This window comes from Phyllobacterium sp. TAF24 (assembly GCF_052113785.1).
GTDB lineage: Bacteria > Pseudomonadota > Alphaproteobacteria > Rhizobiales > Rhizobiaceae > Phyllobacterium.
The window spans coordinates 45,213-65,197 of record NZ_JBFRDN010000030.1 but is presented as its reverse complement, the minus strand read 5'-3'; the positions used below and the strand labels follow the sequence as shown (position 1 = coordinate 65,197).

Sequence of the window (19,985 nt, the reverse complement as noted above, 5' to 3'; positions counted from 1 at the left end):
CATTGACAGTAATGCCTTTGCACAACCGGAAACGTTGCAGATTGTGCAAGATGGTATTGAAGGCTGATCTCCCCCCTTGTGGGGGAGATGCCCGACAGGGCAGAGGGGGGTGATTCATTTACCGCAATGCGAAAGCTCAAAAACCCTTTTCAATGCGTGAATACGTCAGCAGGGTGAGCGTATTGATCTGCGAGCCGACGAAAGGCGCTGTCAGCGCAAGCACGGCGAGAATAACAATGATCTTCGGCACGAAGGTCAATGTTACTTCCTGGATTTGCGTCAGGGCCTGAAACAGCGCGATACAGACGCCCGCCAGCATGGCGGCGCCCACCGCCGGGCCGGAAGCAACAATCACCGTCCAGATCGCCTGGTTGATGATGTCGAGTGCATCGGCCTCATTCATGATTGGCTGCTGGCGATCAACTGATGACGATGCCGGCGGTAACAGGCAATTCGGCACCGCCCTTTAGCTTGGCAATCATACCGTCACTGTAGATCTTGACCGATTCCACCACGCCGGTGACTTTGCCATCGGCGCTTGTCACAGTCCTGCCGATAATGCCGTCAGCCTGCGACAGCGAAGTGCTTGCCAGAATCTGATCCAGTTTCTTGTTCATCAATGTCGACTGTTCAACATTGGAGAACTGCGCCAGCTGCGCCACATATTGCGTGCCGTCCATGGGCTGTGTCGGGTCCTGATTCTTCATCTGCGCGACGAGCAGCTTGAGAAAGGATTGATAGTCGACACTCGGACCGCCCGTTTTGGACGTGTCCGGTGTGTTGCCGGTTGATGATCCGATGGGAGGGGTAGTGGTCATGCGATTGCCTCCGGCCTGTTTGGCTGGTCCGAATGAGTGGGATGGATGGTGTCCAGATCGCCGGACAGAATTTGTGCTTCCAGCGGATAGAGCGAACGTATGGCCTTGAGTGCCTCGAACACCCGGTCATTGCAGACGATCTCATCGATCAGCTTCAGCTCCTTCAGCATCAGCTGGTTTTCAAACGTTGCCAGCAGGTTTCCCAGCATACGCTTGAAGGTGATGTTTGCTTCATGCCTGATCAGCGGATTGATCAGCATGATCTGCGCCGCATAATAGAGCTGACGCAGCGGCGTAGTCGTTTCACTTGCCTGCAGCACATGACTTTCAAGCAGGAAGGTAACGTCATTGAGAAATTCGAGGGAGACTTTTCGATCTGCACTCAGAATAGCGCCGTTGATATAGACCTTTTCACCGGCACGCAGGGTAATTTTCATGATGTCAGATCCCGTCACGAATGGTTCTGGTGATCTCGATGATGCCATCATAATCGACCGAACTGCCCTGCCGGATAGCTTCAAGCTCTTTCAGAATATAAATACCGATCGAAATCAACGAGGCACGCAATTGCTGCGGCAGGCCATTTTCGGGACTGCCGAGATCCTCAATCACAATCACCCAGAGCCGGGAGGTAAAATGCACCGCCTCAATGGCTTTGAAGGAGTATTCCCCCTCGTCGCGCGCTTCCTCCAGCATCAGGATCGACTGGTCGAACAGCGAGCGTTCGCGCTCCTTGGCGCTCTCTGCGCCGTCGTCCATGATGTCGTTGTATCGGGCCTGGTACATGTGTCTTTCCGGTATCGACGTGAACGGGCGCGCGAGCCGCGCACGTTGCGATTATTTCAGATAATTGAGCAGGCTCAGGCTCTGCAACTTGACAGTCAGGGCATAGGACGCCTCGATCTGGGTTGTCAGCGCGGTCACACGGTTGGCCGCCTCGTAAGGGTCAACGGCCTCCAGATCGAGAACCGAACTGTTGAGGACCTTGATCTGCACGATCAAACGGTCCGTTGCATCCTTGGTCCGGGCCTGCGCATCGCCAAGGAAGGACTGGGCGCTCGTCAGCGACGAGACGCTTTGGCTCGTTGTGGAAATTGCCTTGTCCATGACAGCATCAAAGGCACCCTGGCTCAAACCGATATTTCCAAGTTCGGCCACCATGGTGTAGCTCATGGCCAATTGCCGGAAGCCGGCATTGTTGGCGCTGACGGACGTCTCGGCCAGTTCCGTCGGTGCAATCCGGCTCTTGACCAGCGTATCGGACGCCGACGACCAATTATTGGACCACGAACCCGCGCTGAACTGTGCCGTCATGGTCGTATCGAGAAAGGTCTTCATCTGATCGGCGGTGATGTTCTTCACCTGCGGATCGTTCATCGGAAAACCGAACTGGGTCTGAAAAGCAGTCTGGATCGCCGCCCGTGCTGGATTACCGGCGGCATAGTAGTCATCCATCGGTTGCACATCGGTATTTACACCGGCAAAAACATACTCGCCATTATAGTTGGTATTGGCGAGGCCTGTTGTTGTCTGCAAGCCGCTCTTGGCCTTATCAGCTGCAACCGAATGACCATCAGCCGAGCCGCGCAGGGCCGTGACCGTGCCGAGAAAATCCGTCGCGTTCTTGACGAGATTGCCAAGGGCATTCTGCGAGGTCGTCATGCGCTGGCCAATGAGATTGTTGGTCTCGGTAAGGACCGTCAGCCGGTCATATTCCTTGCGCAGTGAAATCGACTGGCCGGTACGGCTGCCAAGCGCAAGGCCCGTATCGGAGACAAAGCCTGTCGTGGCTTCTTCCTTTGCCTTGATAAGATCCGCCTGTGCTTTCGCCAGAATGTTCCGGGTCGAATTGGCAAGCATGTAGGATGAAATGGACTGGGTCTTCATCGCTATTTCACCGCGTTCAAGAGTTCGTTCAACATGGCATCCACGGCGGACAAAATGCGCGCCGACGCCTGATAGGAATGTTCAAGTTCGAGCATCGATTGCATCTCGACATCGATGTTCACACCGGATGCATTGGAAATGGCGTCCTCTGCCCGCGATGCCAGCACGCCATTATAGGTGTTGGTCTCGGTGACAGATTTGCGTTTGGTTTCAAGCGAGCTGATCGAGGCGGCGGAATAATCCAGAAGGCTTTTCTGCCCGCTTATGCCCGCATTGGCGTCGTAAGTGCGCGGCGCATTGATGGCCCCGATCAGTCCCTGCAAACGTGCGGAATAGCCAGCCGATCCACCGGTGTTCTGCACATAGTCCGGGTTGGCTGGATTGGTGCCGCCGTCACGCAGCAGCGTCGGGCTGCCGCCTTCCGACAGGATATAGGCGGAGGAAACCTTGATGGTTCCGGCAATACCCGGTGAAATCGTGCCATCCGCAGGCATGCCCGGGGCACCGGAATAGGTGAAGAGGCCCGGAACATTCGGCAGTGTCGGCGGGTTTTTCTGATCCTTCTCGGCGAACATGCTGACAAGGCTGCGCGCCACTTCATCTAGCTGGTTCTGATAGGCAGGTGCCGTCTGATCACGCAATTGCAACAGACCGCTCAAACGGCCCGTTCCGAATGGCTGCTGGAATGTATCATGCGATAGCGGCACGCCGTCCACATAGACCTGATTGCCCGTTGTACCCGCTGCGAAAGCACTTGTTGGTGTGAAGCCGACCTTGCGCGGTGATCCCTCGAACAGGGTGACACCGGACTCGGCAAAAATGACCAGATCATTGTCGCCGCGCACCATCGTCGTGATGCCGATCTCGCCGGAGATTTCCTTCAGCAGACCGTCGCGCTGGTCGAGATAATCCGATACGTCAGCACCGGAGCGCGTTCCGTTGACCACCTTGTTATTGATCGTCTCGAACTTCGCCAGCAGCGAATTGATATTCTTGACGGAATCATTGATGTCGCTATCGGCATCCAGCCGCAGCTTCTGAATCTCGTTCGAACCCTTGTTCAGGGCATTGGCGAGATTGACGGCTTTGGAAACGGCCGCTTCGCCAACGGAATTATTGCCGGGCTGCGATGCATATTGCTGCAGCGAGTCACGCAGGTCGCCCAGCAGAGCGCTTGGGGAACCGGATGCATTATTGGCGGAATAGATGCCCGACAAGCGGTCGAGGCCGCTCTTCAGCGTATCTGACATTCCGAGCTGGCTGTTGGTCTCGATATATTTGGAAAGAAGCGCGTCATCGGCCGAACGGCGAACCGACAGATAGGTTGATCCGTTGGGACCACTGACAACTGAACCAATACGACGCGTAAAATTGGGATCGTTGGCACCCGCAATATTGCGGGATACCAACGCTGTCTGTTTCGACGTCGTCGTCAGAGCACTCTGAGCGGTAAGGAGTGCCGAAGTTAATGACATGCCTTAGGTCCAATCACCATTTGGAGTATTACCTTTTCAGATTCACCAGCACGTCCATCAAATCCGCACCGGTCTGGAAAACCTTGGAATTGGCCGTGTAGCTTCTTTGCGCTTCAATCATCTCAGTCAGTTCCTGCGCGATGTCCGCATTGGATTCCTCCAGCGCGCCCGAAGTCAGCGTGCCGAAACTGCCCTTGCCGGGCTTGCCAAACTGAACATCGCCGGATTCCGCACTGGTCGAATAAACATTGCCTGACAGAACCAGAAGCTTGTCGGGGCTTGGAACATCGGCCAACGCGATCTGATAGATGGCACGCTGCGCACCGTTCTTGTAGCGGGCAACAACGGTGCCGTCGGCAGCAATATCAACATTGTCGATAGGGCTCGGCGTGCTGCCGTCAATCTTCGCTTCGATCGGGGTAAAGTCACCCGCAAGCTGCTTGGTCGCGGACAGATCAATCTCGAGCAACTGACCATTGGGAATCTGGACCGAAAGCGACTTGTCGGTGGATGTCAGCTTTCCGGTCACACCATCAAAATTGTAGGTTTCCGTCTTCATTGCAGGCTTGGAATAGGGAAAGCCTCCACTGGCTGATGCATCCGCCTTGTTGTAAACGGTCGCTTCCCAGGTGGCGTTCTTGGTGACCGGATCTTCGCTCGTCTTGGTAAAGTAGACGTCGAGGACAACCAGATTGCCGAGATTGTCGAAACTCTGCAGCGATGTCTTGGCCGTGTATTTTGCGGTTCCTGCTGTGTTGGCCGCTGCATTTGACGGCAGGTCTGCCGCCGCAATAACGGCTGAACCGGCAGGAAGATTTGCGGTGAATGTCCCCTTGCGGCTTGGATCGGCAACAAGGTCGTTCTGCTTGATATTGATCTTCTCCAGACCCTGATAGCCATTGATAACAGCGTTCGTCTGGCCATTCACAATCGGATTGCCCATCAGGTAGTACCCGGCGGCATTGACAAGATTGCCCTGCGCATCGGGAACGAAGGAGCCGGCGCGTGTCAGGTACGGCGTGCCGTTTGTATCATTAACAACGAAGAAACCGTTGCCCTTGAGCGCAAGGTCGGTCGAGGATGTGGTGAAGCGCAGCGAACCGTCGTCAGAAATATGATGGCGGACAACCGTTTCCACGCCGCCGGAATTATAGGCGCCGCCGGAGCTTGGCAGAACCAGCGAAGCAAACTGCGTGCTCGCCCGCTTGTAGCCTGTGGTGCTGGAATTCGCGATATTGTCGGATACAGTCGACAGACGGTTGGCCTGGGCATTCATGCCCGATACACCCGTCCGCATCATTCCATAGAGGCTCATTTCCGTCTCCTTGCGCCATGATTCCGTTCAGGATCGTAACCCTGCGATGCTTGCGTGAACCTGACGCTTTGAATGCCTTGTGCGATCTTATCGAACCCGCCCCGCCAGCAGCGGAGCGGTTCAGCGCGTCAATCGAGATTGATGCAGTAGCCAAGGAAACGCTTGGAATCGATGGGATCGTGACCGAGCTGTTCCCGCAGTTTCTTGCGAAGCTTGCTGATGTGGCTCTCGACAACACTTTCCTCGACTTCGCTGTCGAAAATGCCGTAGATCGCGCTAAAAATTTGCGCCTTGTTCAGACGGCGGCCACGATTGGCAATGAGATATTCCAGAATGCGGCGCTCGCGGCGCGGCAGCGAGAATTCGACGCCGTTGACCTGCGGATCGCGACCATCGGAAAAGACGCGGATAGGACCCACCTGCGTGCCCACATCGCCATTGCCGTAACGGCGGCGAATGGCATTGATACGGGCCAGAATTTCGCGCACATGCATCGGCTTGCGGACCACATCGTCGACACCCGCCTGGAACAGTTCAAGCGTGTTTTCAAGCGACTGCGTGTCGTTAACCGCGATAACCGGTGCCGAGCAGCGCTCACGAATCTTGTGGGGAAACTGGCTGCGGTTGGCACATTCCCCTATGAGAAACGCTTCCACTGCCATAATATCGCTCTGCTGGACGGTAGAAACCCAGTCACCGAAATCATCGGGAGCGAACCCTGTTGTTGTTATGCCCTCGCGGGCGAACCACGCCGAATACCCACTCGTCACCAGACTTCGTTCGTCGACGACTACAATCACGACCCCACCTTCCGAATCAGTAAAAAACCCCAATAACACACACCTAGCGGGGTCGGTGACTCGCCGACAATCCCCAACAAATTGACTGCAATTTATTGGGAGTCTGAAATAGTGATTTCGGGTGGAGAACGGAGATCGAGCGGAGGTACGACTCGCACGCTCAAATGTTTACCGGCTACATCTTAACCAAAGATGACCATGCGAACAAATTCACGTTTTATTACTGATCATTAACGCCTTCACTTATCGCAAAACATTCGCGCTTTTTGTGTCCAGTTTCCGAAGCCGGAAGCCACCATATTTTCCATTACCCGGCAAACATATTGCTTCTGCGCCGGATCATTGTTGGGGCCCGCATGATAGCGTGCTACGGCCATGGTCCAGTTGCCCTCCCGCGCCCGGAGCTGTTTGAGAAAACGCGCCGCGTAATCCACATTGCTTGCAGGGTCCAGCATTGCGTTCGCGGAAGGAAATGCGCTGGCGTGAAAGTAGTGATTGATCTGCATGCACCCGAGGTCGATCAGCTTGGCGCCCTGCTCGTGCGCTTCGTTAAATTTGGCTACTGCAGCTGCCGCTGACGGCATGAAAACCGCCTTGCCCTCAATGTTCATGGCATAGGGTTGCAGCGACTCCTTACGCCCGGTTTCGGTCAATCCAACGGCATAGAGAATGCCGATCGGGATGTTATATTTGCTCGAAGCACGGTGCATTTCCCGTTCGCAAAGATTGTCGGCGCGAACGGCTTGCGCGGCAAACAGGCCGCTACACAACCAAGCCGCGAGAAAGAGTGTTATCCGGAACAGTTTTGGCAGCCCTGTCGTCACGCTCATCGGCTCTGCTGTCTCCAAAATGCTGCTGGCCAGAAGAGCGGTCGCCCTGCGTCCCCTGTGAGCCGGAATTGGCTTGGCCGCCAGCTCTTCCACCCATCTGCTGGTCCTGCCCTGTCGTGCTTTGCTGGCTCGATTGGGTGTTGGCCACAAGGCTGCTGCGATCGACAACAGAGATGGTAACCGTCGATGTATCATCGGCAACCCCTGCCCTCTGCAACGCCTTGCCAAGGGCTTCGTGATCCCGTGCAAGATGCTCTGCGGCCGCCTTGCTCTCCGCCATGAGCTGGATATGCATGCCCTCTCCGGTCAGGCGCAGTCGGGCGGTAACCGTGCCCAACTCAATTGGCTGCAACTGGATCACAAGCGTTCTTGCAGCGCCCGTGCTGTGATCCGAGATGATCTGGACATCGGCAATGGGCTGGCGGTTCTGTGATGCTGGTGCAGCAGCGACGGGGGTGGCAGCGCTGGTGCGTGGCTCGGCAGATGGCATAGGTGACGCTGGCGACGGAGTATTATTGGTCACTGTTGGCGCGGCCTGTTCGGGCACCTGCTTCGCACTGGTGCGCGCTTTGGGTGTGATGGCATCAACGGATTGAGTTTCGGTCTCCTGAGGCGGAGGGGCGTCAGACCTGACAGGTTCGGCTTTGGCTTCAGCGCTTACGGCGCCTTTTGCATCAGGTTTTTCGCCGGATTGGATTGAAACTTTCCTGTCGGCCTTTGGCAGAGCCGGGACTATCTCGTCACCAGCAGCCGCGGCCGGTTCCGCAGAGCTGTCTTCAATCAGCTTCGGATCAAAATCCAACACCCGAACAGATTTTGCCTGATGCGGCGCCTGCTCACCGTCTGCCGGTTTCTGTCTGTCCAAAAGCTGTTCAAGGGCGAGAATGGACTGGCCGAACAGTGCCTGTACCGATGGCCCGGCATTTGCCCGTTCCTTGTCCTTATCCTTTTTCGTCTCTGGCTCATCCCTGATTTCAGAAACATCATCATCGGTGATCGCGGCACCAGCCTCCGTTGGCAAGCGCAGCGGTTTTGCCTCCAGCATGGATTTGAAATCAGGCGCATCGTCCTTGCCCTTGGCATTCTTTTTGTCGGGAAGGCGATGCCCTTTGCCGGTATCCCCGATAATGGCGTCCTGCAGCGATCTGAGAGGCATATCAGGTCCAATGGTCATTTCTTGGCCTTCCCTAGAAGCGCGTCTATGGCATCGAGTTTCTTGCGTGTCTCATCGATCATCGGATCAATCGTTGCCTCAGATTTCGGCGTATCGACCTTCACCTTCGTATCCGTCGTCGCAGCGCCCGCTTTCACCACGCTCTTCTGCGGTGTTTCCACCGGTACGACGGAAGGCTGCTCCAAAATTTTGCCACCCATGGCCGTCGCCGCTTCCAGGAGCTTCACATCACGTTCATGCAGCCGGTCTTTCGGCAATTCGGACAGCATCCTCACTGCATCGGTGGTCTTGTCCGTACCGACATTGCTGATGCCGAGATAAAGCCGCGCCTGCGTATCGTCAGCCTTGAGTGACTGTGCGAGGGCCTCGGCTTTTTGCGACATGAAGCGGGCGCGCGGCATATCACCAACAACAATGGCACCGCGGGCGATACGCAGATAAAATGGCAGGCGGGCACCGGTCCATGCCAGCGACGCTATTTCTTCTATTTCGTCGTTACTGATCTTGCCTTTGAGCACCATGACCGCATCGACCAGTTGCCGGAAGAAATCCTCCGAATAGGGCGACAGGGCAAAACGCTGCAGATAATTGCGCGCCAGCAGCTTCACCTTATCCTTGTCGCCAAGATTGGCCGCCATCATCAAGCCGCGCCGGAGCGCCGCTTCCTCAAGCAAAGTGCCCGGCGCGGTGAGCCGGATATAGTCAAGGCGCTTCAGGGCTGTCGGCGCATCAATGGCCGCAAGCTGCGCCGCCGTAACCAGCGAGATCGACGCGACAAGTTCGCTCGGTATATCCGGCGGTAACTCGCCACTGAAGTTATCAACAATGCCAAGAGGATTGCCATCCGCATAAGCAAGTGAACCAGCGACAAGCTTGGGGCTGATACTCTCAAGTTTCGTGGTTGTGAGGATATTGCGAACAACCTGCGGATTACCGCCATTGAGGAGATAGATCAGGATGGCATAAGCATTGGCAGGCTTCTGCCACACATCAGGACTGGCCGCTTCAAGCTGCCCGGCAATATGGCCCAGAACCCGGTTGAGCATGGGAAGGGCTTCGGGCTTTCCCGAGGCAACCTGATCCTGCAGCATGCGCATCGAGCGCACCAGCAGATAGGGTTCCGGCGATGGCATATCGGCATGGGCAATGCCAAGCGGCAAGCCCATAAATCCGATCAGCAGCCATCGCAAACGGAAGCCCTTCATCATCTCTTGGCCGTTTTCAGAAAGATATCGATACGCCGGTTCTGCGCCGCATAGGGATCAGCAGGAACTTTGGGATCGCGGTCCGCATAACCTTCCACACGCAGGATGCGCTTTGCGTCAAGTCCGCCTCGCGTCAGCATGTAATAAGCCATATGCGCGCGCGCCGATGACAGACGCCAATTGTCATAGCTATCGCTCTTGAAAGGACGCGCGTCTGTGTGGCCGCTGATGATGACTTCACCCTTGCGGGTGGCGATGATCTTGCCAATCTGATCAAGCACCTGCACGACGCGCTTGTCAGGCTTTGCCGATCCAATAGCAAACATGCCGTAGTCAACCTTGTCAGTCAGCTGGATCATCACGCCGTCGTCGGTGGGGACCACCGTAATGTCAGGCGTCTTTTCATCAGCCGCAGCACCCGTCTTCTGGGAAATCTCTGCCGCAAGTTCGCGCGCTGATGCAAGCTGCGCCGCATCCGGCTGTTGATCGCCTTTTGCCGGAGTAACGGCGACGGCAGTTTCAACAGGTTTGGTTGACGCGTTTTCAGCCTTCTGCTGTTCCGCCTGCTGCTTGGCATTTGCCGGATCGATTGTCTTTGTATCAGCGGGTCCCGCTTGTGCTTCGGTCTTGGCTTCAATGCCCGCCACACGCTTTTCCAACTGTTCCTGCGAAGGCGGCGGGACAGCGGGACTGTCGGTCAGCGGGAAGAGATCGTCTTCCACATGGGTCGACCAATAGTTTGGATTGAAAGGATCGCGATAGGCATCTCCGCCCTCGGCGCCCGTCGATGGACCCGCAGCATTCGAACCACCCTCGCCCTTCGCCGAGCGGTTCTGCAAGACACCGGAATCCGTGGCTATTTCCGCAAGGACGGCATAGGGGTCTTTGAAAATCTGCCGCTCTTCCGTCTCCGGTTTGGATTGCTGATCCTTTTCGTTGCGGGCGCTCTTCGTTTCCGCATCGGTGGAATTGGGGCGCTCGAAACGTACCTTGCCTTCCTGATTGTCGGTGGCTTCGATGCCCTTGGGCCTTGCCTGCCTGTCCATCAGTTTGACCGGATTGAAATAGCTCGCCACCGCCGCTTTTGTTTCTTCGTTGGCCGCGTTGATGAGCCACATGACCAGAAAGAACGCCATCATCGCGGTCATGAAATCCGCATAGGCAATCTTCCAGACGCCGCCATGGTGGCTGTCTTCACCATCATTGCGGCCACGCCGAACGATAATGATTTCACGACGGGTTTCCGGATCAATATTCATCGGGTTGTGTCCTTCACCGCCTCAATCAGGCGGCCCAGCCGCGTTTCGACAACCACATCATCGAGCTTCATCGATAGTTCCGATTGGTCAGATTGCGTGAAGGTGAACCGCATCAAATCGATATCAGACCGATTGCGCAGGGGATCGATCAGATGTGCCGGGCCTGATATGTCAATCATCACCCCTTCAAGCCCTTTGGTCAGGCGCTCTACTTCGCTTGTGAAACCGGTGATGGCACGTTCTCGCAAATTCTTTTCAACCAATGGTGCAAGTACAGTTGCAAGATTACTGGAAAGTTGTGCCGACACAGCCGCGAGCCCCTCTGCCAGCTGTTCAAACATGCGGTCGCCGATGCGCTGCATGAACCCGGCTTCCGCCGCCGCCAATTGCTCCAGAAAATCGCGTTCCAGCCGCAGCTTCTCAGCCTCAAAGAGCACGGAGGCTTCGGACTGACCCTCGGCGCGGCCAAGTTCAAAGGTTTCCTTGATCTTCAGCTCGATATCGATGAGTTCGACAACATCCTCAGGCGCAGCATCGCTGTCGAACGGTTCGGCGCGTTCGCGCGTGGCGGCCGCAAAGACCGTGATCCGGTCATCCGGTACGTGTTTTGGCGTGAAATCTGTAAGCACGCTGGCGATAGATCGTGCCATATCAAGCTGCCTCGTGAACCCACTGTTTCAGGATCGCCGCTACGCGCTCTTCGTCCATCTCGATCATCTGTTCCAGCCGGTTTTGCGCCGGAACGCGCATGCGCCGCCGAAGCTCGCTCAGATCGTCATAGGGCAAGCTCTGGTCCGAATTGGTTGCCAAGGTCGGCTGCGGACGCGACGTTGCGGTGAAGTCGGGCACGGCGACATCTGTGCCCGCCACCAATTGCAACGCATCCTGGGGCTTGGCCATTTCGCGCATCAGCGGGCGCACACCAAACCACAGGATCAGACCGACAGCGACGATCAGCGCCGCTGCGTTGACGAAGCTGCCCGCCTGCCGGAAAATGGTCTCTGATAGCGGCGTGGCGGTTGGTTGCAACTGCTCGTCGGTTGCTTCCATGAAGTTCAGCGCGGTCACGGTGATGACATCCCCCCGCTTCTGGTCAAGACCGGCGGCGGTTGCCACCAGCTCGGTGATCTTGGCGATCTGCTGTTCGACGAACTTGTCAGGCACGGGTGTGACGCCTGCTGTTGCAAGCAGCCGGGCCTGATCGATAACAACGGCAATCGACAGGCGCTTGATCTGGTAACTGTCGCTGACGGTCGAAATCGTCTTGGAGTTGACCTCGTAATTGGTCAGTTCTTCGCGCTTGTCGGTCTTCTCGGTGGAGTTGTCACCATTCTTGCTCTGGATTTCTTCCTGCGGAATATTCTGTTCGACGCCAGTCGCGTTGTCGCTCTTTGAGTTCTTCGAATCGCCGCTTTCACGCACAACACGCACAGAACGTTCTACGCGTGATTCCGGATCGAAGACGGTCTCATTTGTCTGGCGCTTATCCGTATCAAGCGCCACCTGAACGCTGGTTTGAAAATGACCAATGCCCAGATAGGGCGCAAGCGCTTTGCGGATATTGTCATCGACGGAGGACGATACATTCTGTTCCAGCGTTGCCGACATGACGGCACCGGCATTGGAACCGTCGTCCTTTGATGCAAGCAGGCGACCGTTCGTATCAAGCACAGTAACTTCGGATGGTGTGAGCTGCGGAACGGCAGCGGCGACAAGCTGGCGGATCGACTGTGCCGATTCCATCGAGAACCCGCCTTCTGTACGGATCACCACGGAAGCGGACGGCGCCTGATCGCCACGGCGGAAACTGCCCTTCTCTGGCAAAACGATATGAACACGCGCCGCCTTGATGCCACGGATTGCCTGAATGGTCCGGGAAATCTCGCCTTCCAAGGCACGCACCCGGGTGATTTCCTGCATAAACGAGGTCAAACCGAGCGAGCCCATATTATCGAAAAGCTCGTAGCCGGCATTGTTGCTGGTCGGCAGGCCTTTTTCAGCCAGATACATACGGGCCTGATCCGCCTTGCCAAACGGCACAAGCACTGACGTTCCGTCAGACTTCACATCAAAGGGTATACCTGCTTCGCCCAGCGCCATGCCCATGCGGTTGACGTCATCGCGGCTAAGACCCACATAGAGCGTCTCATATTGTGGGCGATTGAGGTAAATACTGGAAATAAGAATCGCGCTGAACAGCGTAATGCCAATAACGGCGAGCCCGATGAGCCGCCTTGCACCCAGCTTCTTCATGGCGTCCAGAAACTGCCCGAAAGACTGTCTGATATTCTTTTCCATTAATGCCCACCACGCTTGCGTCATCCGACCATAGAGGTCGAAGCTTGCGCGAAGTTAGCCCCAATGAAAAAGGCCACGCACGAGGCGTGGCCCAAGTCAGAACTGATCCCGAAGGATCGTCACCCTTAGCCGCGGAACAGCTGCTGGATGCTCTGGTTGCTTGCATTGGCAATCGACAGCGCCTGAACGCCGAGCTGCTGCTGAACCTGCAGAGCCGACAGACGAGCCGATTCCTTGTTCATGTCAGCATCAACGAGCGAGCCAATACCGCGATCAACGGCGTCGGACAGGGCACTGATGAAGGACTTCTGTGTGTCGATACGGCTCTTGGCGGCACCGAGCTGCGAAGCACCGGAAGCAAGGCCTTTAACAGCAGCTTCAACACCAGTCAGGATATCGTCGAGCGCCTTGTTGTCGATGGTCGCACCGGAAACGTCGATCGTCAGGATCGAAGTCTGAGTGGTGGTTGCACCGGTCGCAGCTGGCGTTACGGCGAATTCCTTATCGAGAATGCCGGTCTTGCCTGTTGCAAGCGTATCGATCAGGCGGGTGTTCTTCAGAGCAACGTCGATCGATCCGGTTGTAACTGCACCGGTAGTTGCATTGCGGTTGTACGAAGCAACAACGCTGAAGTTTGCAGTTGCAGGAACAGCATCATTGGTTGAGTCAGTGCTGAGAAGGTTGGAGCCGGCGTAAGAAGCGCCTGCATTTTCCTTCAGGGCGCTGATCGCAGCATTGATCGCTTCCTGGTTCTTCTTGCGGTCGTCAACGCTGGCGTTCTTGGAAGACAGGACCAGGTTCTTGATCGTGTTGACCGAGTCGATGGCCTTGTTCAAGGCAGCATAGGCGGTATCAACCTTGCCGCTGCCGAGACCGAGAGCGTCCTGAATAACGGAGTTTGCACCATTGTCTGAGCGCATGGTTGTAGCAATCGACCAATAAGCGGCGTTGTCAGAAGCTTCGGAAATCTTCAGGCCCGTAGCAATACGGTTCTGTGTAGTAGCAAGATTCTTGTTGGTAACAGACAGAGTCTGGAGTGCAGTCATTGCTGACGCATTGGTAAGAATGCTGGACATGGAAAGCCCCTATAAAAGATACATGTGATGGGGACATGTCGGATTAAAACCGACTTAACAGAGCGGCATGATGCCTGTAACCGAAGCGGTCACCTGTTATGGACGTTAGGACTACGACGTAAGTGTTACAGTTTCAATAACGTTCAGGATTAATTTTTTCTGCATGGTTACGAAAACGAACGTATCAGGCTGCCAACCAGAATATTCCAGCCATCGATCAGCACAAAAAACAGAATTTTGAACGGCAGGGACAGCACTGTCGGCGGCAACATCATCATACCCATGGACATGGTGAGCGTGGCAACGATCAGATCAATCACCAGAAATGGCAGAAGGATCAGAAAGCCGATTTCGAAGCCGCGGCGCAATTCGGAAATCATGAACGCCGGAACGAGAATACGCATGTCGACGGCCTCATTGGCCTTGGTGCGGAAAGATTCGTCCGCCAGATCCTCGAACAGCCGCAAATCCTTGTCGCGCACCTGCCGCAGCATGAATTCGCGGAACGGCGTGGTGATTTCGCGGATCGCCACATCCTGCGTGATCTGGTTATTGACCAGCGGCTGCACACCATTCTGCCATGCCCGGTCAAACACCGGAGCCATGACATAGAACGTCATGAACAGCGCAAGGCTGATCATGACAAGATTGGCAGGCGTTGTTTGCAGGCCGAGGCCAGCACGCAACATGGAAAAGGCAATGGCAAAGCGGGTGAAGCTAGTCGCCATGATGAGAATGCCGGGCGCAATGGAAAGCACCGTGAGCACCGCCAGCATCTGGATGATCTGACCACTGGTGGAGGCGCTGCCCTGCGGGATCAAGCCATCAAGGAGCGAGGGCGTTTGCGCCATGGCGGTTCCGCCAAGAATAAGCAGCAGCAGCGGTGTGAGAAGACGTCGTTTCATTCCATCACCAATGCCCAGATATAGACTTTCTCGACCTTGCCTTCGGAGCGCATGCGCGCCCTCTCCTGCAGATCCATACGCAGATATTCAAGCCCAGCCGCCCCGCGCAATTGCATGAGGTTTACGGTTCGCAGGAACGCCATGAAATCACCGGCAATCGTTGCTGCAAGTTCGTCGGATATTTTTTCGCCGGGTTTGGCAACAACGCCCGCTTCCAGCCTGATCCAGACATCCTGCGGGATTTTCACATTGGTGAGGATCGGCTTCAGCGCAACGACAGTGCCTGATGGCATATCTGATGACACTGGACGGGACTTGTCACCGGGTACCGCGCTCTGTCCCGCAGGGACATTCAGCCCAAGCTGAGAGCCAAGAAACCAGCCGCCAGCCGCCGCGATCAGGGTCAGCACCACCACCGCAGCAATCAGCGCCACACTGGAAGGTGCTTTTGATTGAGGTGTTGTGTCTTCGGCGAGCGTGCTCATATCATTCAGATCGGCGACACGGTGTCGAGGACCTGCTGGCCCCAGGCGGGTTGTTGTGTTTCACTCTGACGGCCACGACCGCCATAGGAGATGCGCGCTTCGGCGATCTTCTCATAGGAAATAATGTTGTCGCCCGAAATGTCACGCGGGCGCACAACACCAGCGACATTCAGCACACGCAACTCGTAGTTGACGCGGACTTCCTGTGAACCCCGGATGACCAGATTGCCATTCGGCAGAATATTGGTGACAATGGCCGCAACCTTCAGCACGATCTTTTCCGACCGTTCGATCTTGCCTTCGCCCTTGGTGCGGCTGTCTGAATTCAGGTCGAGATTTCCACCGATATTGCCTGCGGTAAACCCACTGCCGCTGACATCGCCCTTACCGCCATAGACCGAAGAGGCAACACGGGAACGGCTGTTCTTATTGTCAAATTTCGCTTCTTCGTTGATCGCGATACTGACCGTCAGCACATCACCCGGATTGGTCGCGCGCGGATCACGGAAGAAGCCAGCTGCACGGTCCTGCCACAGAGAATAGCGCTTTGGCTGCGGCTGAGTCGGATAGTAGGACGGATCGGAGACACTGAACGTCTGACCGACGCCAGCACCCACCGGCGACATTTGCGGTGCGCGGTTCAAATCGCGAAAATTGTCGGCACATCCGGAAAGGATGACGGCACTGGCGATGGCAAGCATGGATGCCGCTTTTTTCATTGCGCGGTTCTTTCTTTATTTGTGACCACGCGCGATCCAACGATCACACGAGCAAGCCGGGAGGATTTCTCCGGCGGCATTTCATTCAGGATAACGCTGGAGACACGAGGATTGAGCTTCAACAACAACGCCGCGGCGGCTTCATCGCCCATCAGCGCCATCTGCGCAGCGGCAGCGTCTGGACGCATCTTCGAAATGATGCCAACAAGCGAATCCTCGGCCTTGTCGATAAATTCATCACGGCGTTTCAGCCAGACCTCATATTCCTTGCGCTTGGCTTCCAGTTCCTGAATGCGACTGTCGATATCCGCCCGAAGCTGCTCAAGCTCCCGCGTCTGCATGGCATAGCGCGCATCCGTGGCCTTGTCGGTGATATTGGTGCAATAGCGGTCAATTTCCTGCCTGGTCTCATCCTTGGGCGCCGCGTCCTGCGCCCAACCGAAGGACGGCGTGGCAAGCATTGCGACGACAAGGAAGCCGATTTTCCTACCTATACTCATTGGACCACCAGTTCCGCGTGCAATGCGCCCGCTGTCTTGATGCCCTGGAGGATGGCAATGATACCCTGCGGCTTCACGCCGATCTGGTTGAGGCCCTTGACGAGACTTTCGAGATCCGTACCGCCAAGAACACCAAGTTTGGAAGTCTGCTGAACCTGAATATTCGTGTTCGGTTCAACGGCAGTCACGCCGTCGCTGAAAGGCTCTGGTTGAATGACTGTCGGTGTCTCGGTTACGCGAACAGACAGGCTGCCATGACTGATGGCGACACGCGATATCCGGACTTTCTCGCCAATGACAACCGTTCCGGTGCGCTCGTCAACAACGACGCGGGCAACTTCATCGGTTGGTACAGGCAGACCTTCAATTTCAGCCAGAAAGCGGGCCGCTGTCATGTTCTTCGGCTTGCGCAGACGGATGGACTTTGCGTCGCGCTCCTTTGCTACCGGCTGATTGTAGCGCCGTTTGGCAAAGGCGTTGATTGTATCGGTGATGCGAACAACGGTTGTAAAGTCGGGTTGACGCAACTCGACGACAAGCTCGCCCTCCTGACCAAAATTACCGGCAACTTCTTTTTCAACCAGAGCACCATTGGGAATACGGCCACTGGTGGGAACGCCCTGCGTGACTTTTGCCGCATCGCCCGAAGCGGTAAAGCCTGAAACAATCATATTGCCCTGCGCCGCCGCATAGACCTGCCCATCAGCACCTGCCAATGGCGTCATGACGAGTGTGCCACCCGACAGCGATGTCGCATCGCCAAGCGAGGAAACCGTCACGTCGATACGCGATCCGCGCCCGGCAAAGGGCGGCAGATTGGCGGTGACGATAACGGCTGCAATATTCTTGGCGCGCGAAGTACCAGCGGGTGGGCTGATGCCGAGATTATCCAGCATGGCGCGCATTGATTGTTCCGTGAACGGGGCATTGCGCAGACTGTCGCCTGAGCCATTCAGCCCGATAACGAGACCGTAACCGACAAGCTGGTTTTCGCGTACACCCTGAATGGCGGCGATATCCTTGAGCCGGGCGATAGCGCCACCATCACCGAGAGGCGAGGCCGGGCCACCCCAGCGTCCCTCATCCACCTCTTTCTGCCAGGCGGCCTGTGCCTGCCCAACGGTCTTGTAACCCTTGTCTTTGGGCGAGGATTCGCCCGCGTGGAGCGCGGACGTTACCAAGAAGGCAAGCAAGGCTATTGCGAAACGCCTGATCATTGCATGCCCACCTGAATGCGCCCGTCCGCAAGGATGGTGCCCGATACGGTGATGCCACTATCGAGATTGCGTACCTTGATGAAATCGCCAACACGGCCTGCTTCCAGCGGTGTCCCCCGCGCCGTGATCACCAGCGCACCCGTATCGAAGACAAGCACCGCCGGAACCCCGCGCTGGACCATATCAGGCTCATTGACTGCGGTTAGAAGGATCGGCTGGCCCGGCAGCAATGTGCGGCGTGATATCTTGCCGACGAGCTGGTCTGATGAAAGGACATATTGAGCGGCGGCACTGGCACGGATGGTAAAATACTTCTCGGTCAAACCGGCATTGCCGATGGTCTGCCCGGGATAGATGATCTGCGAAGGCACCAGAAACGCAATGCGTTCGGCGCGGGCGGCAACGGAAAAGACCAGCGCGCACAGGCAAAGTGCCAGCACGCGAATGGTCCAGTTTCCAATGATCTTTGCCGCCGTCATCATTATCCTCAGCGCAGGTTCTTCGATACAACAGACGCCATTTCATCGGCTGCCTGAATGACTTTCGAATTCATTTCATAGGCACGCTGGGCCGTGATCAGATCGGTGATTTCCTTGACCGGATCGACGTTGGAGTTTTCCAGATAGGCTTGCTTCAGCGTGGCAAAACCCGGATCACCGGGGACACCAACAACCGGATCGCCCGATGCATCGGTCTGCTTATAGAGATTGTCGCCGAGCGGTTCGAGACCGGCCTCATTGGCAAAATTGGCAATGGTCAGCTCGCCCAGATTAACAGGTGGTGTCTGGTTAGACAGTTTTGCAAAAACCTGACCGGACTCGCTGATCGTGACCTCCAGAGCATCCGTCGGCACGACAATATTGGGCTCGACCAGATTGCCGTTCAATGTCACCAGCTGCCCCGTTGCATTGGTATTGAACGCACCGGCGCGGGTATAGAGTATTTCACCGGCGGTGTTCTGAATCTGGAACCAGCCGCGCCCCTTCAGCGCCACATCAAACGGATTTCCCGTCTGGTTGAGGCCGCCCTGAAGATGCAGGTTGCGAACAGCCGATGTCTGCACGCCAAGCCCGACCATCGCGCCTTCAGGGATGATGTTCTGGTTGGCCATATTGGGCACACCGGCACTGCGCTCGGTCTGATACAGCAAATCCGAGAATTCAGCCTTTGCGCGCTTGAACCCGGTCGTGTTGATATTGGCGATGTTGTTGGCAATCACTTCCAGATTGAGCTGCTGGGCATTCATGCCTGTCGCCGCGATGGTGAGCGCTTTCATTGTGATTCCTTAAATCGGCATACGGCTGATTTCGAGATAGGCCTGGACGATCTTGTCGCGGATGGCGATGGCCGTCTGGAGTGATTTTTCGGCATCCATGACCGCGTTGACCACATCGCGCGTCGGCACGTCGCCGGTCATGCTCTTGAGCGAAACCGCCTCGGCATTTTGAAGCTTGCCGCTAAGCTGCGACAGGACATTGTCGAAGGAAGGCTGGCCGGTTGCTGCCGCAGGCGAAGATGCGCCCGGCATGGATGTCTGGTTGACAGTTTCCGACAACTTGGAAAGAGCGTTGCGGGTGGAAACACTGAGAAGCTGGTCTATCATCAGGAATTCCTTAGGAGATCGACGGTCATGGCAATCAGCTCGCGTGCTTGCTTGACGACCTGGAGATTGGCTTCATAGGAGCGGTTGGCTTCACGCATATCAGCCATTTCAACAACCATGTTGACGTTGGGATATTTGACCATGCCCTTGGCATCGGCAGCCGGATGGCTTGGATCATATTCTTCGGTGAAGGCTGATACGTCGTGGCCGACCTCGGCGATGCGCACGGTTTCAACGCCGCTGTTGCGATCAAGTTCGGTGGCAAAGGATACGGTTTTGCGGCGAAAGGGATCACTGCCGGCCGTCTTGCCTGTTGATTGGGCGTTGGCCAAATTCTCGGACACAATGCGCAAACGCGTCGATTGAGCGTTGAGGCCGGATGCGGCAACTTTGAGAGCGGCCTGTAGCGGATCGGACAT

General features: G+C 56.2%; 24 protein-coding genes. All 24 read right to left on the bottom strand.

Annotated elements, in window-relative coordinates; genetic code table 11:
* Window positions 1–136 precede the first annotated feature (136 nt).
* The gene (locus tag AB4Y96_RS21410; protein WP_091885068.1) at window positions 137–403 is read right to left on the bottom strand and encodes a flagellar biosynthetic protein FliQ; all 267 of its coding nucleotides are present in this window, start codon (window positions 401–403) and stop codon (window positions 137–139) included.
* 16 nt (window positions 404–419) lie between these two features.
* Complete coding sequence (gene flgD / locus AB4Y96_RS21405) at window positions 420–818, bottom strand: flagellar hook assembly protein FlgD (protein WP_441919732.1); 399 nt, start codon at window positions 816–818, stop codon at window positions 420–422.
* The gene (flbT, locus tag AB4Y96_RS21400) at window positions 815–1,255 is read right to left on the bottom strand and encodes a flagellar biosynthesis repressor FlbT (protein ID WP_112525478.1); all 441 of its coding nucleotides are present in this window, start codon (window positions 1,253–1,255) and stop codon (window positions 815–817) included. The genes flgD and flbT overlap by 4 nt, the downstream gene beginning before the upstream one ends.
* A 4-nt stretch (window positions 1,256–1,259) precedes the next feature.
* Window positions 1,260–1,604, bottom strand: coding sequence for a flagellar biosynthesis regulator FlaF (gene flaF / locus AB4Y96_RS21395; RefSeq protein WP_091885075.1), 345 nt, complete (start codon window positions 1,602–1,604; stop codon window positions 1,260–1,262).
* Window positions 1,605–1,655: 51 nt separating this feature from the next.
* Window positions 1,656–2,705: a flagellar hook-associated family protein gene (locus tag AB4Y96_RS21390; RefSeq protein ID WP_441919730.1), complete on the bottom strand. Its 1,050-nt coding sequence runs from the start codon at window positions 2,703–2,705 to the stop codon at window positions 1,656–1,658.
* 2 nt (window positions 2,706–2,707) lie between these two features.
* Entirely contained in the window at window positions 2,708–4,180 is a 1,473-nt protein-coding gene (gene flgK, locus AB4Y96_RS21385; protein WP_091885080.1) for a flagellar hook-associated protein FlgK, read from the bottom strand.
* A 28-nt stretch (window positions 4,181–4,208) separates the two neighbouring features.
* Complete coding sequence (locus AB4Y96_RS21380) at window positions 4,209–5,495, bottom strand: flagellar hook protein FlgE (RefSeq protein WP_091885083.1); 1,287 nt, start codon at window positions 5,493–5,495, stop codon at window positions 4,209–4,211.
* A gap of 128 nt (window positions 5,496–5,623) precedes the next feature.
* Complete coding sequence (ftcR, locus tag AB4Y96_RS21375; RefSeq protein ID WP_091885085.1) at window positions 5,624–6,295, bottom strand: flagellar transcriptional regulator FtcR; 672 nt, start codon at window positions 6,293–6,295, stop codon at window positions 5,624–5,626.
* A gap of 239 nt (window positions 6,296–6,534) precedes the next feature.
* Entirely contained in the window at window positions 6,535–7,125 is a 591-nt protein-coding gene (locus AB4Y96_RS21370) for a transglycosylase SLT domain-containing protein (protein ID WP_441919727.1), read from the bottom strand.
* On the bottom strand, window positions 7,058–8,299 hold the full coding sequence (locus AB4Y96_RS21365; protein WP_441919725.1) for a flagellar hook-length control protein FliK: 1,242 nt from the start codon (window positions 8,297–8,299) through the stop codon (window positions 7,058–7,060). Before AB4Y96_RS21365 ends, AB4Y96_RS21370 begins: the two co-directional genes overlap by 68 nt.
* Window positions 8,296–9,507 carry a chemotaxis protein gene (locus AB4Y96_RS21360; protein ID WP_441919724.1) on the bottom strand — a complete coding sequence of 404 codons (1,212 nt, stop codon included), beginning with the start codon at window positions 9,505–9,507 and terminating at the stop codon, window positions 8,296–8,298. The genes AB4Y96_RS21365 and AB4Y96_RS21360 overlap by 4 nt, the downstream gene beginning before the upstream one ends.
* On the bottom strand, window positions 9,504–10,763 hold the full coding sequence (locus tag AB4Y96_RS21355) for a MotB family protein (RefSeq protein ID WP_441919722.1): 1,260 nt from the start codon (window positions 10,761–10,763) through the stop codon (window positions 9,504–9,506). Before AB4Y96_RS21355 ends, AB4Y96_RS21360 begins: the two co-directional genes overlap by 4 nt.
* On the bottom strand, window positions 10,760–11,413 hold the full coding sequence (locus AB4Y96_RS21350; protein WP_441919720.1) for a hypothetical protein: 654 nt from the start codon (window positions 11,411–11,413) through the stop codon (window positions 10,760–10,762). Before AB4Y96_RS21350 ends, AB4Y96_RS21355 begins: the two co-directional genes overlap by 4 nt.
* Window position 11,414: 1 nt before the next feature.
* Window positions 11,415–13,061 (bottom strand): flagellar basal-body MS-ring/collar protein FliF, encoded by a 1,647-nt coding sequence (gene fliF, locus AB4Y96_RS21345; protein ID WP_441919719.1) that lies wholly within the window; start codon window positions 13,059–13,061, stop codon window positions 11,415–11,417.
* A 125-nt stretch (window positions 13,062–13,186) separates the two neighbouring features.
* Window positions 13,187–14,137: a flagellin N-terminal helical domain-containing protein gene (locus AB4Y96_RS21340; protein WP_091885104.1), complete on the bottom strand. Its 951-nt coding sequence runs from the start codon at window positions 14,135–14,137 to the stop codon at window positions 13,187–13,189.
* Window positions 14,138–14,304: 167 nt separating this feature from the next.
* Window positions 14,305–15,042: a flagellar type III secretion system pore protein FliP gene (gene fliP, locus AB4Y96_RS21335; protein ID WP_441919717.1), complete on the bottom strand. Its 738-nt coding sequence runs from the start codon at window positions 15,040–15,042 to the stop codon at window positions 14,305–14,307.
* Entirely contained in the window at window positions 15,039–15,527 is a 489-nt protein-coding gene (locus tag AB4Y96_RS21330; RefSeq protein ID WP_441919715.1) for a flagellar basal body-associated FliL family protein, read from the bottom strand. The genes fliP and AB4Y96_RS21330 overlap by 4 nt, the downstream gene beginning before the upstream one ends.
* A gap of 5 nt (window positions 15,528–15,532) precedes the next feature.
* Window positions 15,533–16,246: a flagellar basal body L-ring protein FlgH gene (gene flgH, locus AB4Y96_RS21325; RefSeq protein WP_441919713.1), complete on the bottom strand. Its 714-nt coding sequence runs from the start codon at window positions 16,244–16,246 to the stop codon at window positions 15,533–15,535.
* Entirely contained in the window at window positions 16,243–16,746 is a 504-nt protein-coding gene (locus AB4Y96_RS21320; protein WP_441919711.1) for a MotE family protein, read from the bottom strand. Before AB4Y96_RS21320 ends, flgH begins: the two co-directional genes overlap by 4 nt.
* Window positions 16,743–17,963: a flagellar basal body P-ring protein FlgI gene (locus tag AB4Y96_RS21315; protein WP_441919710.1), complete on the bottom strand. Its 1,221-nt coding sequence runs from the start codon at window positions 17,961–17,963 to the stop codon at window positions 16,743–16,745. The genes AB4Y96_RS21320 and AB4Y96_RS21315 overlap by 4 nt, the downstream gene beginning before the upstream one ends.
* Window positions 17,960–18,442 carry a flagellar basal body P-ring formation chaperone FlgA gene (gene flgA, locus AB4Y96_RS21310; RefSeq protein ID WP_091885119.1) on the bottom strand — a complete coding sequence of 161 codons (483 nt, stop codon included), beginning with the start codon at window positions 18,440–18,442 and terminating at the stop codon, window positions 17,960–17,962. Before flgA ends, AB4Y96_RS21315 begins: the two co-directional genes overlap by 4 nt.
* Before the next feature lie 8 nt (window positions 18,443–18,450).
* Window positions 18,451–19,239: a flagellar basal-body rod protein FlgG gene (flgG, locus tag AB4Y96_RS21305; RefSeq protein ID WP_441919708.1), complete on the bottom strand. Its 789-nt coding sequence runs from the start codon at window positions 19,237–19,239 to the stop codon at window positions 18,451–18,453.
* A 9-nt stretch (window positions 19,240–19,248) separates the two neighbouring features.
* Complete coding sequence (locus tag AB4Y96_RS21300; protein ID WP_091885123.1) at window positions 19,249–19,566, bottom strand: flagellar hook-basal body complex protein FliE; 318 nt, start codon at window positions 19,564–19,566, stop codon at window positions 19,249–19,251.
* Entirely contained in the window at window positions 19,566–19,985 is a 420-nt protein-coding gene (gene flgC / locus AB4Y96_RS21295) for a flagellar basal body rod protein FlgC (RefSeq protein ID WP_441919706.1), read from the bottom strand. The genes AB4Y96_RS21300 and flgC overlap by 1 nt, the downstream gene beginning before the upstream one ends.